This is a genomic window from Deltaproteobacteria bacterium (assembly GCA_020848745.1).
Classification (GTDB): Bacteria; Desulfobacterota; Binatia; order UTPRO1; family UTPRO1; genus UTPRO1.
Map to the genome: position 1 here is coordinate 1 of JADLHM010000019.1, position 16,106 is coordinate 16,106.

The 16,106-nt window shown below is 67.0% G+C and carries 20 protein-coding genes and 1 pseudogene; 14 read left to right on the forward strand and 7 right to left on the reverse strand.

The window, feature by feature from the left end; all coding sequences use genetic code 11:
- Positions 1-279: 279 nt before the first annotated feature.
- A complete protein-coding gene (locus tag IT293_02320; protein ID MCC6763473.1) occupies positions 280-579 on the reverse strand; it encodes a hypothetical protein in 300 nt (99 codons plus the stop codon).
- A complete protein-coding gene (locus tag IT293_02325) occupies positions 576-830 on the reverse strand; it encodes a type II toxin-antitoxin system Phd/YefM family antitoxin (protein ID MCC6763474.1) in 255 nt (84 codons plus the stop codon). The genes IT293_02320 and IT293_02325 overlap by 4 nt, the downstream gene beginning before the upstream one ends.
- Before the next feature lie 124 nt (positions 831-954).
- On the opposite strand from IT293_02325, the gene IT293_02330 reads away from it, so the two are divergent.
- The gene (locus IT293_02330) at positions 955-1,203 is read left to right on the forward strand and encodes a hypothetical protein (protein ID MCC6763475.1); all 249 of its coding nucleotides are present in this window, start codon (positions 955-957) and stop codon (positions 1,201-1,203) included.
- Positions 1,204-1,211: 8 nt separating this feature from the next.
- On the opposite strand, the gene IT293_02335 is transcribed toward IT293_02330, so the two are convergent.
- Entirely contained in the window at positions 1,212-1,715 is a 504-nt protein-coding gene (locus IT293_02335; protein ID MCC6763476.1) for a transposase, read from the reverse strand.
- 84 nt (positions 1,716-1,799) lie between these two features.
- Here IT293_02335 and IT293_02340 point away from each other — a divergent pair, with 84 nt between their 5' ends.
- The 8 genes and pseudogenes from IT293_02340 (at position 1,800) to IT293_02375 (ending at position 9,527) form a co-directional block, all read left to right on the forward strand.
- On the forward strand, positions 1,800-2,750 hold the full coding sequence (locus tag IT293_02340) for a DNA integrity scanning protein DisA nucleotide-binding domain protein (protein ID MCC6763477.1): 951 nt from the start codon (positions 1,800-1,802) through the stop codon (positions 2,748-2,750).
- A gap of 113 nt (positions 2,751-2,863) precedes the next feature.
- Positions 2,864-3,925: an NAD(P)-dependent alcohol dehydrogenase gene (locus IT293_02345; protein ID MCC6763478.1), complete on the forward strand. Its 1,062-nt coding sequence runs from the start codon at positions 2,864-2,866 to the stop codon at positions 3,923-3,925.
- A gap of 243 nt (positions 3,926-4,168) precedes the next feature.
- Entirely contained in the window at positions 4,169-5,161 is a 993-nt protein-coding gene (locus IT293_02350) for an aldo/keto reductase (GenBank protein ID MCC6763479.1), read from the forward strand.
- Positions 5,162-5,228: 67 nt separating this feature from the next.
- Positions 5,229-5,603, forward strand: coding sequence for a DUF2255 family protein (locus IT293_02355; protein ID MCC6763480.1), 375 nt, complete (start codon positions 5,229-5,231; stop codon positions 5,601-5,603).
- 236 nt (positions 5,604-5,839) lie between these two features.
- Positions 5,840-6,250 (forward strand): cupin domain-containing protein, encoded by a 411-nt coding sequence (locus IT293_02360; protein MCC6763481.1) that lies wholly within the window; start codon positions 5,840-5,842, stop codon positions 6,248-6,250.
- A gap of 25 nt (positions 6,251-6,275) precedes the next feature.
- A pseudogene (locus IT293_02365) lies at positions 6,276-6,416 on the forward strand (IMP dehydrogenase).
- 305 nt (positions 6,417-6,721) lie between these two features.
- Positions 6,722-8,299 (forward strand): Na+/H+ antiporter, encoded by a 1,578-nt coding sequence (locus tag IT293_02370; GenBank protein ID MCC6763482.1) that lies wholly within the window; start codon positions 6,722-6,724, stop codon positions 8,297-8,299.
- Positions 8,300-8,507: 208 nt separating this feature from the next.
- The gene (locus IT293_02375; GenBank protein MCC6763483.1) at positions 8,508-9,527 is read left to right on the forward strand and encodes a YHS domain-containing protein; all 1,020 of its coding nucleotides are present in this window, start codon (positions 8,508-8,510) and stop codon (positions 9,525-9,527) included.
- A gap of 430 nt (positions 9,528-9,957) precedes the next feature.
- On the opposite strand, the gene IT293_02380 is transcribed toward IT293_02375, so the two are convergent.
- Complete coding sequence (locus IT293_02380; protein ID MCC6763484.1) at positions 9,958-10,875, reverse strand: IS1595 family transposase; 918 nt, start codon at positions 10,873-10,875, stop codon at positions 9,958-9,960.
- Positions 10,876-11,010: 135 nt separating this feature from the next.
- Here IT293_02380 and IT293_02385 point away from each other — a divergent pair, with 135 nt between their 5' ends.
- The 4 genes from IT293_02385 to IT293_02400 all read left to right on the forward strand — a co-directional run bounded on the left by IT293_02385 (position 11,011) and on the right by IT293_02400 (position 14,018).
- Positions 11,011-12,204 (forward strand): ATP-binding protein, encoded by a 1,194-nt coding sequence (locus IT293_02385; GenBank protein MCC6763485.1) that lies wholly within the window; start codon positions 11,011-11,013, stop codon positions 12,202-12,204.
- 449 nt (positions 12,205-12,653) lie between these two features.
- Positions 12,654-13,310: a thrombospondin type 3 repeat-containing protein gene (locus IT293_02390; GenBank protein MCC6763486.1), complete on the forward strand. Its 657-nt coding sequence runs from the start codon at positions 12,654-12,656 to the stop codon at positions 13,308-13,310.
- 37 nt (positions 13,311-13,347) lie between these two features.
- Positions 13,348-13,629: an AbrB/MazE/SpoVT family DNA-binding domain-containing protein gene (locus tag IT293_02395; protein ID MCC6763487.1), complete on the forward strand. Its 282-nt coding sequence runs from the start codon at positions 13,348-13,350 to the stop codon at positions 13,627-13,629.
- Entirely contained in the window at positions 13,626-14,018 is a 393-nt protein-coding gene (locus tag IT293_02400) for a PIN domain-containing protein (GenBank protein MCC6763488.1), read from the forward strand. Before IT293_02395 ends, IT293_02400 begins: the two co-directional genes overlap by 4 nt.
- Before the next feature lie 83 nt (positions 14,019-14,101).
- On the opposite strand, the gene IT293_02405 is transcribed toward IT293_02400, so the two are convergent.
- Positions 14,102-14,773, reverse strand: a complete 672-nt coding sequence (locus IT293_02405) for a nucleotidyl transferase AbiEii/AbiGii toxin family protein (GenBank protein MCC6763489.1) — start codon at positions 14,771-14,773, stop codon at positions 14,102-14,104.
- 2 nt (positions 14,774-14,775) lie between these two features.
- Positions 14,776-15,066, reverse strand: coding sequence for a hypothetical protein (locus IT293_02410; protein ID MCC6763490.1), 291 nt, complete (start codon positions 15,064-15,066; stop codon positions 14,776-14,778).
- Positions 15,067-15,395: 329 nt separating this feature from the next.
- Here IT293_02410 and IT293_02415 point away from each other — a divergent pair, with 329 nt between their 5' ends.
- Positions 15,396-15,632 carry a hypothetical protein gene (locus IT293_02415; GenBank protein MCC6763491.1) on the forward strand — a complete coding sequence of 79 codons (237 nt, stop codon included), beginning with the start codon at positions 15,396-15,398 and terminating at the stop codon, positions 15,630-15,632.
- 106 nt (positions 15,633-15,738) lie between these two features.
- Here the strand turns inward: IT293_02415 and IT293_02420 are convergent, their stop codons facing one another.
- Complete coding sequence (locus tag IT293_02420) at positions 15,739-15,933, reverse strand: hypothetical protein (GenBank protein ID MCC6763492.1); 195 nt, start codon at positions 15,931-15,933, stop codon at positions 15,739-15,741.
- Positions 15,934-16,106: the final 173 nt, after the last annotated feature.

A 16,106-nucleotide genomic window follows, 5' to 3' on the forward strand; every position in this document is an offset into this window, starting at 1 on the left:
CGTCGTGGCGCTCTCCGAGATCGACATCAAGCGTTGCGAGAAGATCGTCGGCGGCTTCGTCGACCGCTGCCGACCTCCCCCGCATCTTCGCCCGGAGGAGAAGTCAAAAGAAATACCCCACCCGAGTCATCAGCCTGTTCCCGCAGGTGCGGGATGGGTCCGCTCCCCGCCGTAGCGCCCATGATCCGCGCTCAGGCGAAGTTGGCGGTCGCGCCGCCGTCGATCCGGAAGTCGCTGCCGGTGATGAGGCCTACTATTAATAAGTGACCGGCATTGCAGCTAAAGATGCTTATCCACACCCGTCTGGAGTCGGTCGCGGAGCTGCTGGAGGAGCAGCTCGTAGACCACGCTCCGCTGCTCGGCGAAGACGCACTCGATCGTTCCCGGCTTCGCGTAGCTGAACACGACGCGATAACCGCCAATCCGCAGGCGACAGTACCCGTCCAGCGGGGGCTCGAGAACCTTGATGTCGCCCTTCTCCCGCGCGAGATCCTTGAGTGCGTGGCGCAGGCGCTGTTTCGGCTCGGGCGGAAGGCGCCGGACGAACTCGACGACCTGAGTCGCCAACACGACCTTCATTCGTCGTCGAGCGCCGAAAGTGGAACGAACCGTGTCCGACCTGCCCGGTGGTCCGCGATCGCCTTCTGCGCGGCAGGATTCGCCAATATCTCCATCGTTTCGACGATCGCTTCCAGATGATCGCGCGACAGGAGGTACGCAACGGTCTCTTGCCTGCGGGCGATGCCAACGAGGGCGCCGCCCTCAGCCTCTCTCAGAAGTCGCGGAAGCTGACTTTGGGCTTCGGTTACAGAATACGTAGAACGTGTCATTTTGTTATGTAGTTATGGGATGAGCATGCCGGTGTCAACCCGAGAGTCGAGCCCGCGAGCCTATCAACCCCGCGCGTACCAGCGCACGCTCGATCCCCTGCCCTCCGGGCGTACGGAACACGCCGTGGCGAAGAGCCGTGTCTCACGCCGTTTCGTGGCGCTCACGCAGGCGCGCCTGACGACGTGGCTCGCGGAACCGCTCGACGCGCTCGGCATCCGGGTGATTCTGATCGACGGCCTCCACTTCCGCGATCATGTGATCCTCTTGGCCTTGGGGTTCACGATCGACGGGCACAAACTGCTGTTCGCCACAGCTCGGGGGATGTCCCGTTCGCTGCTAAAAGTCGCTGTTGAAAACGGCGGTCCTCGGTGACGGTATGATCACGCGGCCAACTCTTCTCCGATTTCGCTGCCTGAGGCAACGCTTGCGACGAGTGCAGTGCGAAGTTTCGGCAACTCACTGAATCCCCGGATCGCGCGGCAGCGCGGTTGCGCGTGATCGAGTGCGGCCGCCACCCACCGCAGAATCATCCGTCCACTGCGCCAGCGCTTGGGGTTGCGGGTATAGGTCGCGATCGTCCCGTTGAGGTTTTCGATCGTGTTCGTCGAGCGGAGCGTCCGGTACAGCGCCCCGCGCACCCCGAGGCGCTGCCGCGTCAGGGTCTCCGCGCGTCCCTCCTGCAAGGAGGCGGCGGCGCCGGGGTGCGCTTCTTCCAGCGAGCGCGCGAGTCGCTTGAGGCGCGCTTCCGCTTTCTTCCAGTCCGCCTCGTCGTAGGCCTTCCGCATCTCCGTGCGGACCCGCGGCCGGGCGTCCTCCGGGAGATGCCCCAGGACGTTGCGGTTTCTCGAGGTTGGCTTGGCAGCCGGAAGGGTACGTCGCCCGATCCTTTTTTACACACCCGCTGGTTCTAGCCCAGCGAGCTGCGTCGCCTCTCGGCTGCGGTCGATGCGCAGCGAACCCTCATCGGTGTGCACGAAGATGCGCACGGCGCCCTGCGCATCTGGGGTCTCGTCAACTCGGGCAGGCGCTGGCTCCGAGATATCCAGGGCGGCCGGCGCGCCGGCGCGCAGCTACCGGATGTCCCTGTGGTTCACGTCGATGCGCCGGGAAGCCTCGCGGTGTACCGGGCGCAGAAACTGGTCGCGAAGCTCCGGTCCGGGCGCATATCCGGAACACGAGTCGATCAGTTCGCCTCCGCATGGCTGCCGGAACGATTCACGGATTTCCTCGAGGACCTCATCGCGCGTCACGTGGTCGCGCGCGAACGATCCGACCTGTCATGGGCGCCGCTCACGCTCGACCTTCCGCGGGAAATCGCGGAACGCATGATGAAACGCGTCATCGCGCTGATGCGAGAGGCGCGCCACGGCGGCTCGATCATCTTCGTGCCCACGGACGCTGGCGCACCCACGACCGACGAGCCCTATATCGACCTGAAATATCGCTTCGAGACGTCGCCGACGAAGCGCTGGTTTCCCGAGGTCGTCGTCTCGATCCTGAATCGCCTCGCGCAGATCCATGGGGCGGGTCCTCGCCCCGTCGGATGGCGCGAGTTCGAGACGACGCTGGACGATGACCTCGCCACACTCGACGAGGCGCTCTTCGAAACCGCGCATCTGATTGCGGAACTCGCGTCTACCGACGGTGCCGTGGTGATGACGAAGCTGCACGACATCGTGGGCTTCGGCGGCATGATCTCGGGACGTCTGCCGGCGGTCAGACGCGTGGCCAGAGCGCTGGACCTCGACGCCGGCTCGACGGTGGATGAACCGGCCGAGAACGTCGGCGCCAGACATCGCTCTGCGTACCGCCTCGTGGCCGCGGTCCCGGGCGCCATCGTTATCGTCGTCTCGCAGGACGGCGGAGTGCGCTTCGTCGCGCAGAGGGACGGGCGCGTCACTTACTGGGAACAGGAGTAGGTTCATCGCCATCGCCGAGAAGCTGGACGAGAAGGCGGTGACGTGGGTCGAGAAGGTCGCCGACGAGCAGTACAATAACCCGACTACCAAGTAACCACCGAGGAGATACTCCCATGTACCAGACGAAAGCCTACGCTGCCTCCAACAAGATCGCGCCGCTGGCCGGCACCTCGATCCCGCGGCGCGACCCGAGCGACCGCGACGTGCAGATCGAGATCCTCTACTGCGGCATCTGCCACTCCGACCTGCACTACGCGCGGGACGAGTGGCACGAGACCATGCCCGCGGTCTACCCGTGCGTGCCGGGACACGAGATCGTCGGCCGCGTGACCAAGGTCGGCTCGGGCGTGACCAAGTACAGAGTGGGCGAGCTCGTCGGGGTCGGGTGTCTCGTCGACTCGGACCGCTCCTGCCCGAACTGCAAAGCCGGGCTCGAGCAGTTCTGTCCGGGCCAGGTGCTCACCTACGGCAGCCCGGACAAGCACGGGACGGCACCGGTCACCTATGGCGGATATTCGGACTCGATCGTCGTGGCTCAGCACTTCGTCCTCCGCATCCCGCCGAATCTCGACCTCGCGGGCGCAGCACCGCTGCTCTGCGCCGGGATCACGACCTACTCGCCGATGCGCCACTGGGGCGTCACCAAGGGGAAGAAAGTCGGCGTAGTGGGCCTGGGCGGCCTCGGGCACATGGGCGTGAAGTTCGCGCACGCCTTCGGCGCGCACACGGTGGTGTTCACGACCTCGCCGGGTAAGACCGAGGACGCGAAACGCCTCGGGGCAGACGAGGTCGTCGTGTCGAAGAACGCCGACGAAATGCGGAAGCACGCGGGCAGTTTCGACTTCATCCTCGACTGTGTCGCCGCCCCGCACGACATCAACGCCTACATCGACCTCCTGGCCCGGGACGGGAACCTCACGATGGTCGGTGCACCCGACAAGCCGCTGCCGGTCAAGGTGTTCGGCCTCATCGTCCAGCGGCGGAGCTTCTCCGGTTCGCCGATCGGCGGCCTTGCCGAGACGCAGGAGATGCTCGACTTCTGCGGCCAGCACGACATTACCGCCGACGTCGAGGTGATCCCGATCCAGAAAATCAATGAGGCGTACGAGCGGATGGCGAAGAGCGACGTAAAGTATCGGTTCTCGATCGACATGGCGTCGCTCGGGTCCAAGTGATCCAAGCCCGCGTCCGTGACGGCGCGACGCGACGCTCCCGAGCCGCAAAGGAGATTTGGCGATGACGACATCCAACGAAGGGAACGACGCGCGGCGTGGCACTACGCGACGTGAGATTCTCGGTGCAGGGGCGGCTTTAGCTGCTTCGGCCATGACCGCGACCAATGGACGGCCGAAATCGTCTATCCGGCCGCTCAGCAAAACGCCTGATTCAGGAGTACACATTTTGAACTGGAGGAAACGATGCAGACGCGAAAACTTGGAACGAGTGGTCTCGAAGTGTCCGCCCTCGGCTACGGTGCGATGGGCCTCTCCTTCGGCTACGGCCCGGCCGTGGACAAGCAGCACGGCATTGCCGTCATTCGGAAGGCCGTCGATCTGGGCGTCACGTTCTTCGACACGGCCGAAGTGTACGGCCCCTTCACGAACGAAGAACTCGTCGGTGAAGCCCTCGCGCCGGTTCGCGATCGCGTGGTGATCGCCACCAAGTTCGGCTTCAGCTTCAAGGACGGGAAGCAGGTGCCGGGCGCGTTGGATAGCCGCCCAGATCGCATCCGCGAAATGGTGGAGGCGTCGCTCGAGCGGCTGAAGACCGACCGCATCGACCTCCTCTACCAGCACCGGGTCGATCCGAACGTCCCGATCGAGGACGTGGCCGGTGCCGTGAAGGACTTGATCGCGGCCGGGAAGGTCAAACACTTCGGCCTGTCGGAGGCGGGGGTCAACACCATCCGCCGGGCACACGCCGTGCAGCCGGTCGCAGCGCTCCAGAGCGAATACTCACTCTTCTGGCGGGAGCCGGAGGAGCAGATCCTCCCAACGCTCGAGGAGCTCGGCATCGGGTTCGTGCCGTTCAGCCCGCTGGGCAAGGGCTACCTGACCGGCAAGATCGATGAGCGCACGAAGTTCGACGCCGGAGACTTCCGCAACTCCGTCCCGCGCTTCTCGGAGGAGAACCGCAAGGCCAATCAGGCGCTCGTCGAGTTGCTCGGCCGGGTTGCCGCGCGGCAGACGGCGACGCCGGGCCAGGTGGCGCTCGCGTGGCTGCTCGCCCAGAAGCCGTGGATCGTGCCGATTCCCGGGACCACGAAGATCCATCGGCTGGAAGAGAACGTGGGCGGTGCGGCCGTCGCACTCACGCTCGACGACCTCCGTGAGATCGCCAGCACGGCCAGCGAGATCGCCGTCAAGGGCGAGCGCTACTCCGAGGCGGCCCAGAAGATGATCGACCGGTGAACCGCCGCGGTGCGGTGAACCTGATCGTGGAGTCGGCGTAGGTTTCAATCATGATCGAGGTGCAGTCATGACCGGCCGGGGCTGGCCTGTCGACGAGCTCAGCCTGCTGGGCCGCACCGGCGAGATCGCCATCTCGTCGCGCCGGGCCGACGGCTCGGACAGCCCCTGGTGGCCGATCTGGGTCGTCCGCGTGGGCGACGACGTGTACGTGCGTTCCACCGACGGTCCAGACAAGATCTGGTTCCGCAATGCGCTTCGCCGCCGTCGGGGACGGATCCGCGCCGGCGACACCGTGATCGAGTCCGTCTTCGTCGATCACCAGGACGGACCGCAGGAAAACATCACCGCGGCGTACCGCGCGAAGTACCGCGCCAGTTCGCCCTGGAGCCTGAACCGGGCATCGACCTCGACCTCCACCATCAAGGTGCTGCCCGCGCCATGACCGCCTGCCCGCGAATCGGCGATCGTGATGGGCGAGAGAGCTCTGGAGATCCTGGGAGTCGAACGAGCAGAAATCGCCGAGATCACTGCGCGCGTTCGCGATCGGGACGACGCTCGAATGCAGGTCGCGGTGGCGAGCGGATTCGCCGCGGGAAGCGCACTCTTCAGCGGCAAGCCCGAGCCGACAGGCTCGGCTTGACCGGTCGGGCGGCCTATAGCATCGAGAGGACTTCGCCAATGGAGATCAACCGCAAGGCCGACATGGCGACCGTCGAGGGGCCGTCGGAGTGCTTCACGGGTAGAGTCACCATCACGGGGCTGTTCCGGCGCGAAGCTCCCTCGCGCGTCACCGGCGCGATCGTCCACTTCGAGCCGGGCGCCCGCTCCGCGTGGCACTCGCATCCGCTGGGCCAGACGCTGATCGTCACGGAAGGCGTCGGCTGGACGCAGGTCGACGAGGGGCCGATCGTCGAGTTCCATGCCGGCGACATCCTGTGGTGCCCGGCCGAGCAGAAGCACTGGCACGGAGCGACTCCGCATGCATCCATGACGCACATCGCAATTCAGGAAGCCCTCGACGGCACGAACGTCACCTGGATGGAGAAGGTGACCGACGGGGAGTACCTTGCCGGACCGGCGCGGGATTGAGCCGTTCGCCGGGAAGGGGGAGACGATGCGCGCAACCGTCATGCACAAGGCCCACGACGTTCGCGTCGAAAGCGTCGCTGACGCAGCCATCCAGAAGCCGACCGATGCGGTGATCCGCGTGATCCGCGCCTGCATCTGCGGAAGCGACCTCTGGCCCTACAACGGCGGGCCGAACGTCAGCGGCCAGCGCGGGTCGCGCCCGGGCACGGCGTTCCCGACGGCTATCGCGCGATGAACGAGCGCGAGGCGCTGAAGGTGATGATCAAGCCCTGACGCGCGTGTCCAGCGGGTCCGTCATGGTCGTTCGTGGAGGATTCCGACCGGGTCTCAGATCCCGACTCAGATCCATCGCGCATGCCTACCCCAGCATCCTTCCCACGTTCTCGCTGTTCTTCGTCTGGCGGTTTCCGTCATCGCCGCGGGCAAGGTGATCTTCGACGTGGTCGAGCACGATAAACGATACTCGCGCCGATGGAGCACCTGCCCTCGCTGATTCTCGTGCTGACCGTGCTCGCGGGCGTGTCGCTGCTCTCGCGCCGCGTCGCCGCGCCCGAGTCCGTATTGCTCGCGCTGGCCGGGCTCGCCTGGTCGCAGATCCCGAACCTGCCGCGGCCCGAGATCGAGCCGGAGCTCGTGCTCGCCGTGCTGCTCCCACCGCTGCTCTACTCGGAGACCTGGGCGACGTCCTGGCTCGATTTCCGGCGCTGGCTGCGGCCGATCCTGCAGCTCGCGATCGGCCTGGTGGGGTTCACGATCCTGGTGGTCGGGCTGGTGGCACACTGGGCGATGCCGGTGCTGCCCTGGCCGGTCTGCTTCCTGCTCGGCGCGATCGTCTCGCCCACCGACACCGTCGCGGTTCAGACCGTCCTCGAGCGGCTGCGCGCGCCGCGGCGCACGACGGCGATCCTCGGCGGCGAGAGCCTGGTGAACGACGCGACCGGCCTGCTCGGCGTGGGGCTCGCGACCGTGGTCGTGATGACCGGCGAGTTCCAGCCGGTCGCGATCGGCTTGTCGTTCGCGCGCATCGCCGGGCTCGGCCTCGCGATCGGCGCCGCGGTCGGCTGGCTCGCCGCCGACCTGAACCGGCGCGTGCGCGGCACGCACGCGCTGTTCGCGCTGTCGTTGGTGGCGCCGTACGCCGCGTACTTCGTGGCCGAGGAGGCGGGCGCATCCGGCGTCCTCGCGGTGGTGATCGCGGGCTTCGTTTCGTCCTGGCGCCAGAACAACATCGCGCCGGAGAGCCGCGTCGAGATGTACTCCGCGTGGGACCAGCTCGCGTTCGTGCTGAACGGCCTGATGTTCCTGTTCATCGGACTCGAGGCGCTATCGCGCCTGTCCGAAGCGCTCGAGTCCGCGCCGCGCGTCGTGACGGGCGCGTTGTTCGTGAGCGCGGCGGTCATCGTCGCGCGCATCGCATGGGCCTTCCCCACCGGGTATCTGCCGCCCGCTCTCGCACCGCGGCTGCGCGCGCTCGAGGGCGGCTACCCCGATGTGCGCTCGGTCACGATCGGCGCGTGGTGCGGCGTGCGCGGCGCGGTCTCGCTCGCAGCAGCGCTGTCGGTGCCGCACGTGCTCCCCGCCGACGGCGCGCCGTTCCCGGGCCGCGCCGAGATCATCGCCTGCACGCTGGTCGTGATCCTGGTGACACTGCTCGGGCAGGGCCTCACGCTGCTGCCCCTCGTGCGCTGGCTCGGCCTCTCCGACGCCGACCTGACGGCGGCCGAGGTGCGCCGCGCGCGCGCGGCGATGCTGGCCGCTGGCATCGCGCGCCTGGACGCCTTCTGCTCCGAGCACGGCTGCCCGATCGCGGTGCGTCGCTATCGCGAGGTGATGGTCGACGAGCTGGAGGCGCTGCGGGCCGTGGACGAGCTGGCGCGCACGCGCGCGCGCGAACACCGCGACGTCGCGATCGAGGTGCGCCGCGCGGTCTACGTGGCGCAGACCGACGCGTTGCTCACGTTGCGCGATGGCGGCGGTATGAACGACCGGATCCACCAAGAGCTGCAGCTCGCGCTCGACCGCGCGAACGCCGACTTGGTCGAGCCGTGAGCGGAGGGCCGCCCGCTGGCGCGCGGAGGGGGCCCGTGGGACGCTCCTCCCGCTGGGGCGGATAGCTTTTGACAGCAAGTACATCCTCGGCAGACTACAGTTCTTCACACTTCGGACTTCCCGGATGGCATCCTTCAGTGCGACCAAGATCAGAACTAGGCGGTAGCGCCCCCCTCGCGAACGTTGTTCGCGACGAGGGGTGGGCGTCATGAGCCCGCACGAGCACGGACATCGTGACCCTTTGCACGGGCAGCATCAGGAGCCTGCGGAGGGAGTGCTGAAGGATCCGGTGTGCGGGATGACGGTCACCGCGACCTCGCGGCATCACCACGTGCACGCGGGCGTCACGTACTACTTCTGCAGCGACAGGTGCCGGACCAGGTTCGCGGCCGAGCCGAGCACGTTCCTCACCCCCGGAGAGCGAGCCTCCGCAGCGGAGGAGCCGGGGACGGTCTACGTCTGCCCGATGCACCCGGAGATCCGGCGCGACGAGCCTGGGACCTGTCCGAAGTGCGGCATGGCGCTCGAGCCCGAGCTGCCGAGCCTCGAGGAGCAAGAGAATCCCGAGCTCGTCGACTTTCGCCGCCGATTCCTGTGGACGCTGCCCCTCACGATCATCGTCACCGTGCTCGCGATGTTCGGCCACCGGCTCGGGTGGCTCGAGATGGCCACGCAGAGCTGGCTCGAGCTGGTCCTGTCGATTCCGGTCGTGGTGTGGGCTGGGCGGCCCTTCTTCGAGCGCTGGGCGCAGTCGATCGCGAACAAGAGCCCGAACATGTGGACGCTCATCGGCACCGGCACGGGCGCCGCGTTCGTCTACAGCGTCGTCGCCACGGCCCTGCCGGGCGCCTTCCCGAGCTCGTTCGTCACGATGGGCCGCGTCTCGGTGTACTTCGAGGCGGCGGTCGTCATCATCTCGCTGACCCTCTTCGGGCAGCTCCTCGAGCTCAAGGCTCGCTCGCAGACCTCGTCGGCGCTCAAGGCGCTGCTCGGCCTCGCGCCCAAGACCGCCCGTCGCATCAAGCCCGACGGCACCGACGAAGACGTGCCACTCACACATGTCCACGTCGGCGACGCGCTGCGCGTACGGCCCGGTGAGAAGGTGCCCGTCGACGGCGTGGTGCTCGAGGGCAGCTCCAACGTCGACGAGTCGATGCTCACCGGCGAGCCGCTCCCGGTGACCAAGAAGGCCGGCGACAAGGTGTTCGGGGCGACGCTCAATAGTTGACAGAAGGAATCTCTAGCTGCGTTTTCGCCCCGGCGAGTTGACGGACCCGTTATCGGCCGTGCACGGTTGTACCGCCGTTCGCTACAGCACGCAGGCGTTCGATGTGAGCGTGGAGGTGCCTCGAGACAGGCCGCCGGGCAGCCTGCTGCTGCGTGGCGCACGCGTCATCATGATGCGGGGCGATGAAATCATCGACCCGGCGGACATCCTCGTCCGCGATGGGCGGGTCGCCGCGATCGGACCGAGCGGCACGCTGAAGGCGCCCGCGGGCAGCGACGTCCGGGATGTGGGCGGCAAGACCATCGTGCCGGGCTACATCGAGTTGACAGGAATCTCTAGCTGCGTCTTGATTATCCGGTTGTTTCAGCCGACCCCAATGGGCTGGGGTCACCCAGCTCCGAACGCTTCCGGAGGTCCTTCGCGCCGTGAATCAGCGCGTACGAGTCGGCTCCCGCCCGCTGCCGAATCCGAGGAGCGTCTGGAACGCCGCCATCGGATTGCGGCGGCGATGATGGCGAAAAACAAACTCGTCGAGGTAGACCTGCAGGTGAACGCGGCTCACCCCGTGATGGGTGCCCACCAGCCACTGCTGCAGGTTGCCGATCGCGCGATCGGCAAGTGGAACGGCCGAGCGGGTGCCCTTCCGGAGCTCGGTCCGGTGCGGTTGCTTGCGAGCCACGTGCACGTACCCCGCTTTGGTGAAGCCCGCGAATCCGGTCCACTGGTCGCTGACGATCGTGGCGCCCGCGGCGATGTTCCGCCGCGCAAAGTCCAGCATCGTCGCACCGCTGAAGTCGGGGATGACCTCCAACCGGAGACGCCCCGACGCCTTGCCGCGCCGCTCCACCGCCGCCAGCACAATGGCGGCCTTTCGGCCCTTCAGTTGCCGGCTCCCGCGCACCCCGGGTTGCGGCGCCCCGATCCAGGCCTCGTCGATCTCGACCTCACCGCGGAGCAGCTCCCTCGTCCGATTCACCATCGCCCGCCGCAGCTTGTGGAGCATCATCCAGGCGGTCTCATAGCGGCTGAGCCCGAGTTGGCGCTGCAAGAGCAGCGCCGAGAGGCCGCGCGTGTCCGTCGTCATGAGATACGCCGCCCAGAACCACACGGTCAGGGGCTGCTTCGTATTGTGCATGACGGTGCCGGCGGTCACGGACGCCTGGTACCGGCAGGCGGCACACTGCCAGCGCCGCTGAGCGACCAAGGCGAACGCCCGATCATGTTTGCAGCGCGGGCAGCGAAAGCCCTCGGGCCATCGGCAACTCGCCAAGTACTGCTGACACGAGTCCTCGTCCGCGAACTGGCGCTGGAACTGCCGGCGACTGGTAGGAAAACCCGGCCGCGGCATGCCGCCCACTACAGCTTGGGGCTTGCTGAAACAACCGGATAATCAAGAGCTGCGTTTTCGCCGTGCCTCCGCCACAGTCGGGGGCTAATTGAAAGCATGATTGACAATCAGCCCCACGCCGGCAATGTCCACTGGATGATCCCCCGCGTCCTCGAGCCCCGCCTCCGTGATCTCGCGCGCAAGTTCCCGGTCGTGACGGTCACGGGGCCGCGGCAATCGGGAAAGACAACGCTGTGCCGCACGGTGTTTCCCGACAAGCCGTACGTCTCGCTCGAGGCTCCCGACGTGCAGGAGTTCGCGCGGCGCGATCCACGGCGCTTTCTCGCCGAACGGCGGGACGGCGCGGTGCTCGACGAGGTGCATCGGGTGCCGGCGCTTCTGTCGTACGTGCAGGCACTGGTCGACGAGACCCCCGGGCCCGGTCGCTTCGTCCTTACGGGCTCGGCGAACTTCGCCCTGTTGCAGTCTCTCGGGCAGTCGCTCGCCGGACGCACGGCACTCCTCGAGCTTCTGCCGCTGTCGCTCGAGGAGGTGCGCCGCTTTCCCGATCCACCGAGCGAGCTCTTCGACCTCCTCTTCTGCGGCACCGCGCCCGCCGTCTACGACCGCTCCCTCGCGCCCGACGATTGGTACCCGAGCTACGTCGCGACCTACGTCGAGCGCGACGTCCGCATGATCCTGAACGTCGGCGACCTCGTCGCCTTCCAGACGTTTCTTCGGCTCTGTGCGGGTCGGAGCGGGCAGCTCGTGAACCTCTCCGCGCTCGGCGCCGACGCAGGCCTCACCCACGTGACGGCGAAGTCGTGGCTCTCGGTGCTCGAAGCCGGGTACGTCGCGTGGCGCCTGCCGCCGTTGCATGCGAACGTCACGAAGCGTCTCGTGAAGACGCCGAAGCTCCATTTCTTCGACACTGGCATGCTGTGCTGGCTCCTCGGCATCCGCTCGGCCGACCAGCTCCGCGAGCACCCCCTCCGCGGCGCGATCTTCGAGACCTGGGTCGCCTCCGAGATCCGCAAGGCGCGCGTGCATCGCGGCCTGGCGCCGAGCCTGAGCTTCTTCCGTGATCGCAAGGGACAGGAGGTCGACGTCATCGTCGAGCTCGGCCGCGAGCTCTTGGCCGTCGAGACGAAGTCGGGACAGACGGTGGCCGACGACTTCTTCGACGGGCTGCGCGCGTTCGAGACCGTGATGACGGCCGCCCGCCCGCGACGCCGTACGCGCGGGTTCGTGGTCTACGGCGGCAGCGAGGCCCAGGACCGGACGGCCGGCGCCGTTGTCCCGTGGTCGGCGCTCGACGCCGCGTCATGGTGGGAGGCTGCATCGCCGTAGCACCGGGGCTCAGCCGCAAACACCGACCGCTTCGTGATCCGAGCCCGGTTCAGCGCGTCGCGCCACGGCGCACGACTACCTCGGCGGCGCGAAAGAGCCTGCTGTGCTCGGTTCCGGTGGATCGAGGATCACGTCCTCCCCGGCGATGCCGGGTCTACGGCGACGCGCTCGTCGTCGCCGCGGGCGACGGGCTCATCCGGACCAGTTCCGGGCTGAGCGCGACATTGGCGCTCCGGATCTCGTCGCGAATGCGTTTGCCGAGGCCGGCCTGGGTCAGCACCCGCTCGAGTCGCGGCAGGAATTTCTCCGTCGTTGGGGAGGAGTAGGGCGACGTTCGGGAACGGGGCGCAGGTCCGATAATCGGCGGTTACGTCAACTCGGCGGCTAATACCGACCGACCGACGTATCGGATCGACGTCACCGAAAGTCTCGAAGTCCCGACTTTTCGAATGGACAACCTGGCTTACGTGGTGCGACCGTGCCGCCACTCTCGTCGAGAGCGGCGTCCCGTCCGTCGCGAATCAGCATGCGACGATTGTCAGGTCGTGGCCAATCCGAATCAGGCGGACGGAGATGGGGACGGCGTTGGAGACGTGTGCGATGCGTGTCCTGACGCCGATGCTGACGGAATCTGCGACGTGGCCGACAACTGTCCTTCCGACCACAACGTCGATCAGGCGGACGGTGACGGTGTCGGGGACGAGTGCGACAACTGCCCGACGGACGCGAACGCCGACCAGGCCGATGCCGACGAAGACGGTCGAGGAACCGCCTGTGATCCGTGCGCAGACGTAGGCGACGAGGACGAGGACGAGATTTGCGACGACGTCGGCAACTGCTCCTGCATATTCAACGACGATCAAGCCGGAACCAAGGAGCATGCGATGAGGGCGGTCGCCGAGCGTTTCCGCGACCGCGGGATACGGCGCCTCGGTCTCGGCGATCTCGCCGGGGGGCTCGGCCCGCCACGGGTCCGCATCCGACAGCGGGCGCTGGGCGAGCGGGACGCCGTTCAACACGACGCCTTGGGCCGTCAGCATCGGCGTGACGGCTGCGGTCGCCGCTGCGGCGATGATGGCATCGGGGGCTGGAAGCATTTGCGGTAGCTTGAGGCGAGATGTAAGGCCTGATATGCTTACCTCAATGCCACGACATGCGACCGTCGTCCGCCTGAGCTCGAAGGGTCAACTGGTCATTCCGGCGTCCCTGCGTCGCAAGCTCGGCTTCAAGACCGGCCAAGCGCTCGCCGTTCGCACCGGTACCGATCGTGAGATCGTCCTCAGTCCCGCGGCGGAGGATTCGCGGGGTTTCGAGGCCATGCTGGAGCAGGCGCGATCCTGGGCGGCGGCGCGCCGGCGGGATCTGGTCGCGGAGCTGCATGACCGCCGCCGGCGGGAACGCGCTCGCGAGACCGGCTCGCGGTGAGCGTCGCTGTCATCGACGCCGGCGTCGCCATCGGATGGCTACAAGGCCGACACCGGTCGCTGACAAAGCTCGATCGGCTGCTCCGCGCCGCCCGGAGCGGTCGGACCGAGGTGGTGATCTCGATCGTCAATCTCGCCGAGGTGCTCATCCACACGGCCGATCTGACCCGCGCGACCGGGGTCGATGCGATTACGCTGCTCACAGCGAGTCGCGTCCGCCTCCATCACCCGGACGAGGCCGTCGCGCGGCGGGTCGCCAAGCTGCGGACGTCGCTGGCCGATGGCTTCGCCGCCGCCACCGCGTTGGAGCTCGGCGCCCGCTTGCACACGACCGACGCAGAACTGATTCGCCAGCTGCGCGGAGTGCGGTTACCGGTTACGCCGTACTGAAGAGTCCAGTGTGGCGAAGAGGAACGAGTGTCGGCACTCGCGCGTCTTGTCCGCGCGGCCGGGTTACGTTCGGAGCGTGGCGCTCAACCAACGGGCAGCACCAGTCGCTCCCCGAGTGCACGAAGCTCGGTGAGCCACGTTGCGACATCCGGGGCGTCGATCCAGCGCACCAACGACCAGTCTTCACGGGTTGCCTCGAGGAGCGGTCGCGCAACGTCCGGCGCGAACAACCCGACAGCCTTGCCCTGTGCTCCGGCCAACGCGTCATCCAGAGAGAGCTGCATTCGGCAGCAGAAGCCCCAGACGTCGGCGAGGTCTTTCGGCTCCCGCCGGTCTACCAGCGCGGTGACCTTGTTCGCGAGAATGTTCTCGGCGCTGTCGATGCGCCCGAGCACGGTGTGCTCGTGTGGGCTCCCGACTCGGCTCGGTACGTCGTCGACCATCTCGATTTTCAACGCGACGTCCGGCGTCTCGAGAACGCAGCGCACGAAGCGGCGCTCGCGAAGCGCCACCGACACGGTGCCGCCGGGGCGGCGACGCAACGCCTCGATCACCCTATCGGCCCAGAGGGGAAACTCCGGGGCATCGTTCGTGAACAGATCGAGGTCGTCCGAGAATCGATGCTGCAGATAGGCTCGTGACGCCGCGGTACCCCCGGACAGGTAGAAGCCGGTCGTGAGATCCCGCACGCGGGCCAACACATCGTCCTGCAGCGGATAGAGCCGTTCGAGGAAGAATGTAGGCGACGGCTCCACATTTACACCAGCAACTCTGGATGGTGTTGCGGCAGCCACCCGACGACGAAGCCGAGTCCACGGCGACGCGTTTCGGAACGGAGGCGATGCTGCCAAGCTGGCCAGCCTTCGATCAATGCGCGATAGCCGAGGAGGCGCACGATCTCCGGCCACGGGGCGTATTCGAGGAGGCGCACCACGGCCCAGGTGCGATCGAGCGGCCCGATCGTGTGGGTTCCGGCGACCAACGCTTCGAAATCCGCCGCGTCGAGATCGTAGTCCCACACCCAGGGAAGTCGTCGGTTCGGCGCCATTGCACGAGGCTAGCAGGCTCCATCACCCACTGTCATGTACCGACTGCTACCGCATCTTCAACACGTGGAAGGTCGCGCGCGCGGGACTCAGAGCTGCCAGTCCACGACCCTCTCGGCGTGGTACGTGCAGAAGGCAGGTCGTCGAGCCGAGGTGCACCTTCGGTGACGCGCTGCCCTTGGACATCGCGGGCGCTCCGTCGCCGACGAGGTCCAGCAGGTGGAACTCCCGACCCGTTGTTGGGAGGAATAGGGCGACGTTCGGGAAAGCGGCGCAGGTCCGATAATCGGCGGTTGGACGACAACTCGAAGGCTAATACCGACCGACCCCCGTGGGCGACCACGACCTCTCGTCCTTCCAGATCGACCTCGACGACGTCGCCGTCGAAGAAGCCCACTTTGCGGACGAGCTTCCGGACCGGGTTCGCGATGTGCGTGATGTCGAGGTCGCTCGCCGCCACCTCGTGGAGCATCGGCGTGAAGAGGAAGAGGTTGTCGCGGTTGATGACCGTCACCTCGACGGCGGGATCACGCTTCTACCGACGCGGTCCGTGCATCGTCTCAAGTAAAACTGCAACAAAGGTAAACGTTGGGACAAGGCGCGTGGCTTGACGGCACTCACCTGTCGCACGCCGTGGCAGGTGTCGCATGCGCGCGGCGCCATCGGACGTGCAGTCACTTCCGGCCGCTCGGCGCTCCCTGTGCGGCCCTGATCGCACGCATCGCGAGAAACATCGGCGTCGGGCGCGGCCGGGCATCGGACTGGCCCTCGACCGCTTCGATCGGAATGAGGCCGTCCTTCGCGTAGAAGTCGACTGCGCCCGGTCTTGCGTCGACGATCACGCCGACGCAGCCGTAGTCTTCGGCCATGCGGTTCGCAAGCTCGAGCACGAAACGCAGAAGCGCCTCACCTCGCCCGCATTTCTCACCAGGTCCACGTCGCGAGAGCGTCAAGCGTGCGCCAGATCGGGCCGAACGGAGCGCCGAGCGACGCAGGCGGACTGGACAGTCCGTTGAGGAGCGAGGCGCGAGTACGGCCTGAG

Bases quoted from the DNA above. Each gene is read 5' to 3' on its own strand.
- IT293_02375 (MCC6763483.1), top strand. From the start codon at position 8,508: ATGAGCCCGCACGAGCACGGACATCGTGACCCTTTGCACGGGCAGCAT.
- IT293_02325 (MCC6763474.1), bottom strand. From the start codon at position 830: ATGACACGTTCTACGTATTCTGTAACCGAAGCCCAAAGTCAGCTTCCG.
- IT293_02320 (MCC6763473.1), bottom strand. From the start codon at position 579: ATGAAGGTCGTGTTGGCGACTCAGGTCGTCGAGTTCGTCCGGCGCCTT.
- IT293_02380 (MCC6763484.1), bottom strand. From the start codon at position 10,875: ATGCCGCGGCCGGGTTTTCCTACCAGTCGCCGGCAGTTCCAGCGCCAG.
- IT293_02390 (MCC6763486.1), top strand. From the start codon at position 12,654: ATGGACAACCTGGCTTACGTGGTGCGACCGTGCCGCCACTCTCGTCGA.
- IT293_02360 (MCC6763481.1), top strand. From the start codon at position 5,840: ATGGAGATCAACCGCAAGGCCGACATGGCGACCGTCGAGGGGCCGTCG.
- IT293_02355 (MCC6763480.1), top strand. From the start codon at position 5,229: ATGACCGGCCGGGGCTGGCCTGTCGACGAGCTCAGCCTGCTGGGCCGC.
- IT293_02370 (MCC6763482.1), top strand. From the start codon at position 6,722: ATGGAGCACCTGCCCTCGCTGATTCTCGTGCTGACCGTGCTCGCGGGC.
- IT293_02385 (MCC6763485.1), top strand. From the start codon at position 11,011: ATGATCCCCCGCGTCCTCGAGCCCCGCCTCCGTGATCTCGCGCGCAAG.
- IT293_02410 (MCC6763490.1), bottom strand. From the start codon at position 15,066: ATGGCGCCGAACCGACGACTTCCCTGGGTGTGGGACTACGATCTCGAC.
- IT293_02420 (MCC6763492.1), bottom strand. From the start codon at position 15,933: ATGGCCGAAGACTACGGCTGCGTCGGCGTGATCGTCGACGCAAGACCG.
- IT293_02350 (MCC6763479.1), top strand. From the start codon at position 4,169: ATGCAGACGCGAAAACTTGGAACGAGTGGTCTCGAAGTGTCCGCCCTC.
- IT293_02395 (MCC6763487.1), top strand. From the start codon at position 13,348: ATGCCACGACATGCGACCGTCGTCCGCCTGAGCTCGAAGGGTCAACTG.
- IT293_02345 (MCC6763478.1), top strand. From the start codon at position 2,864: ATGTACCAGACGAAAGCCTACGCTGCCTCCAACAAGATCGCGCCGCTG.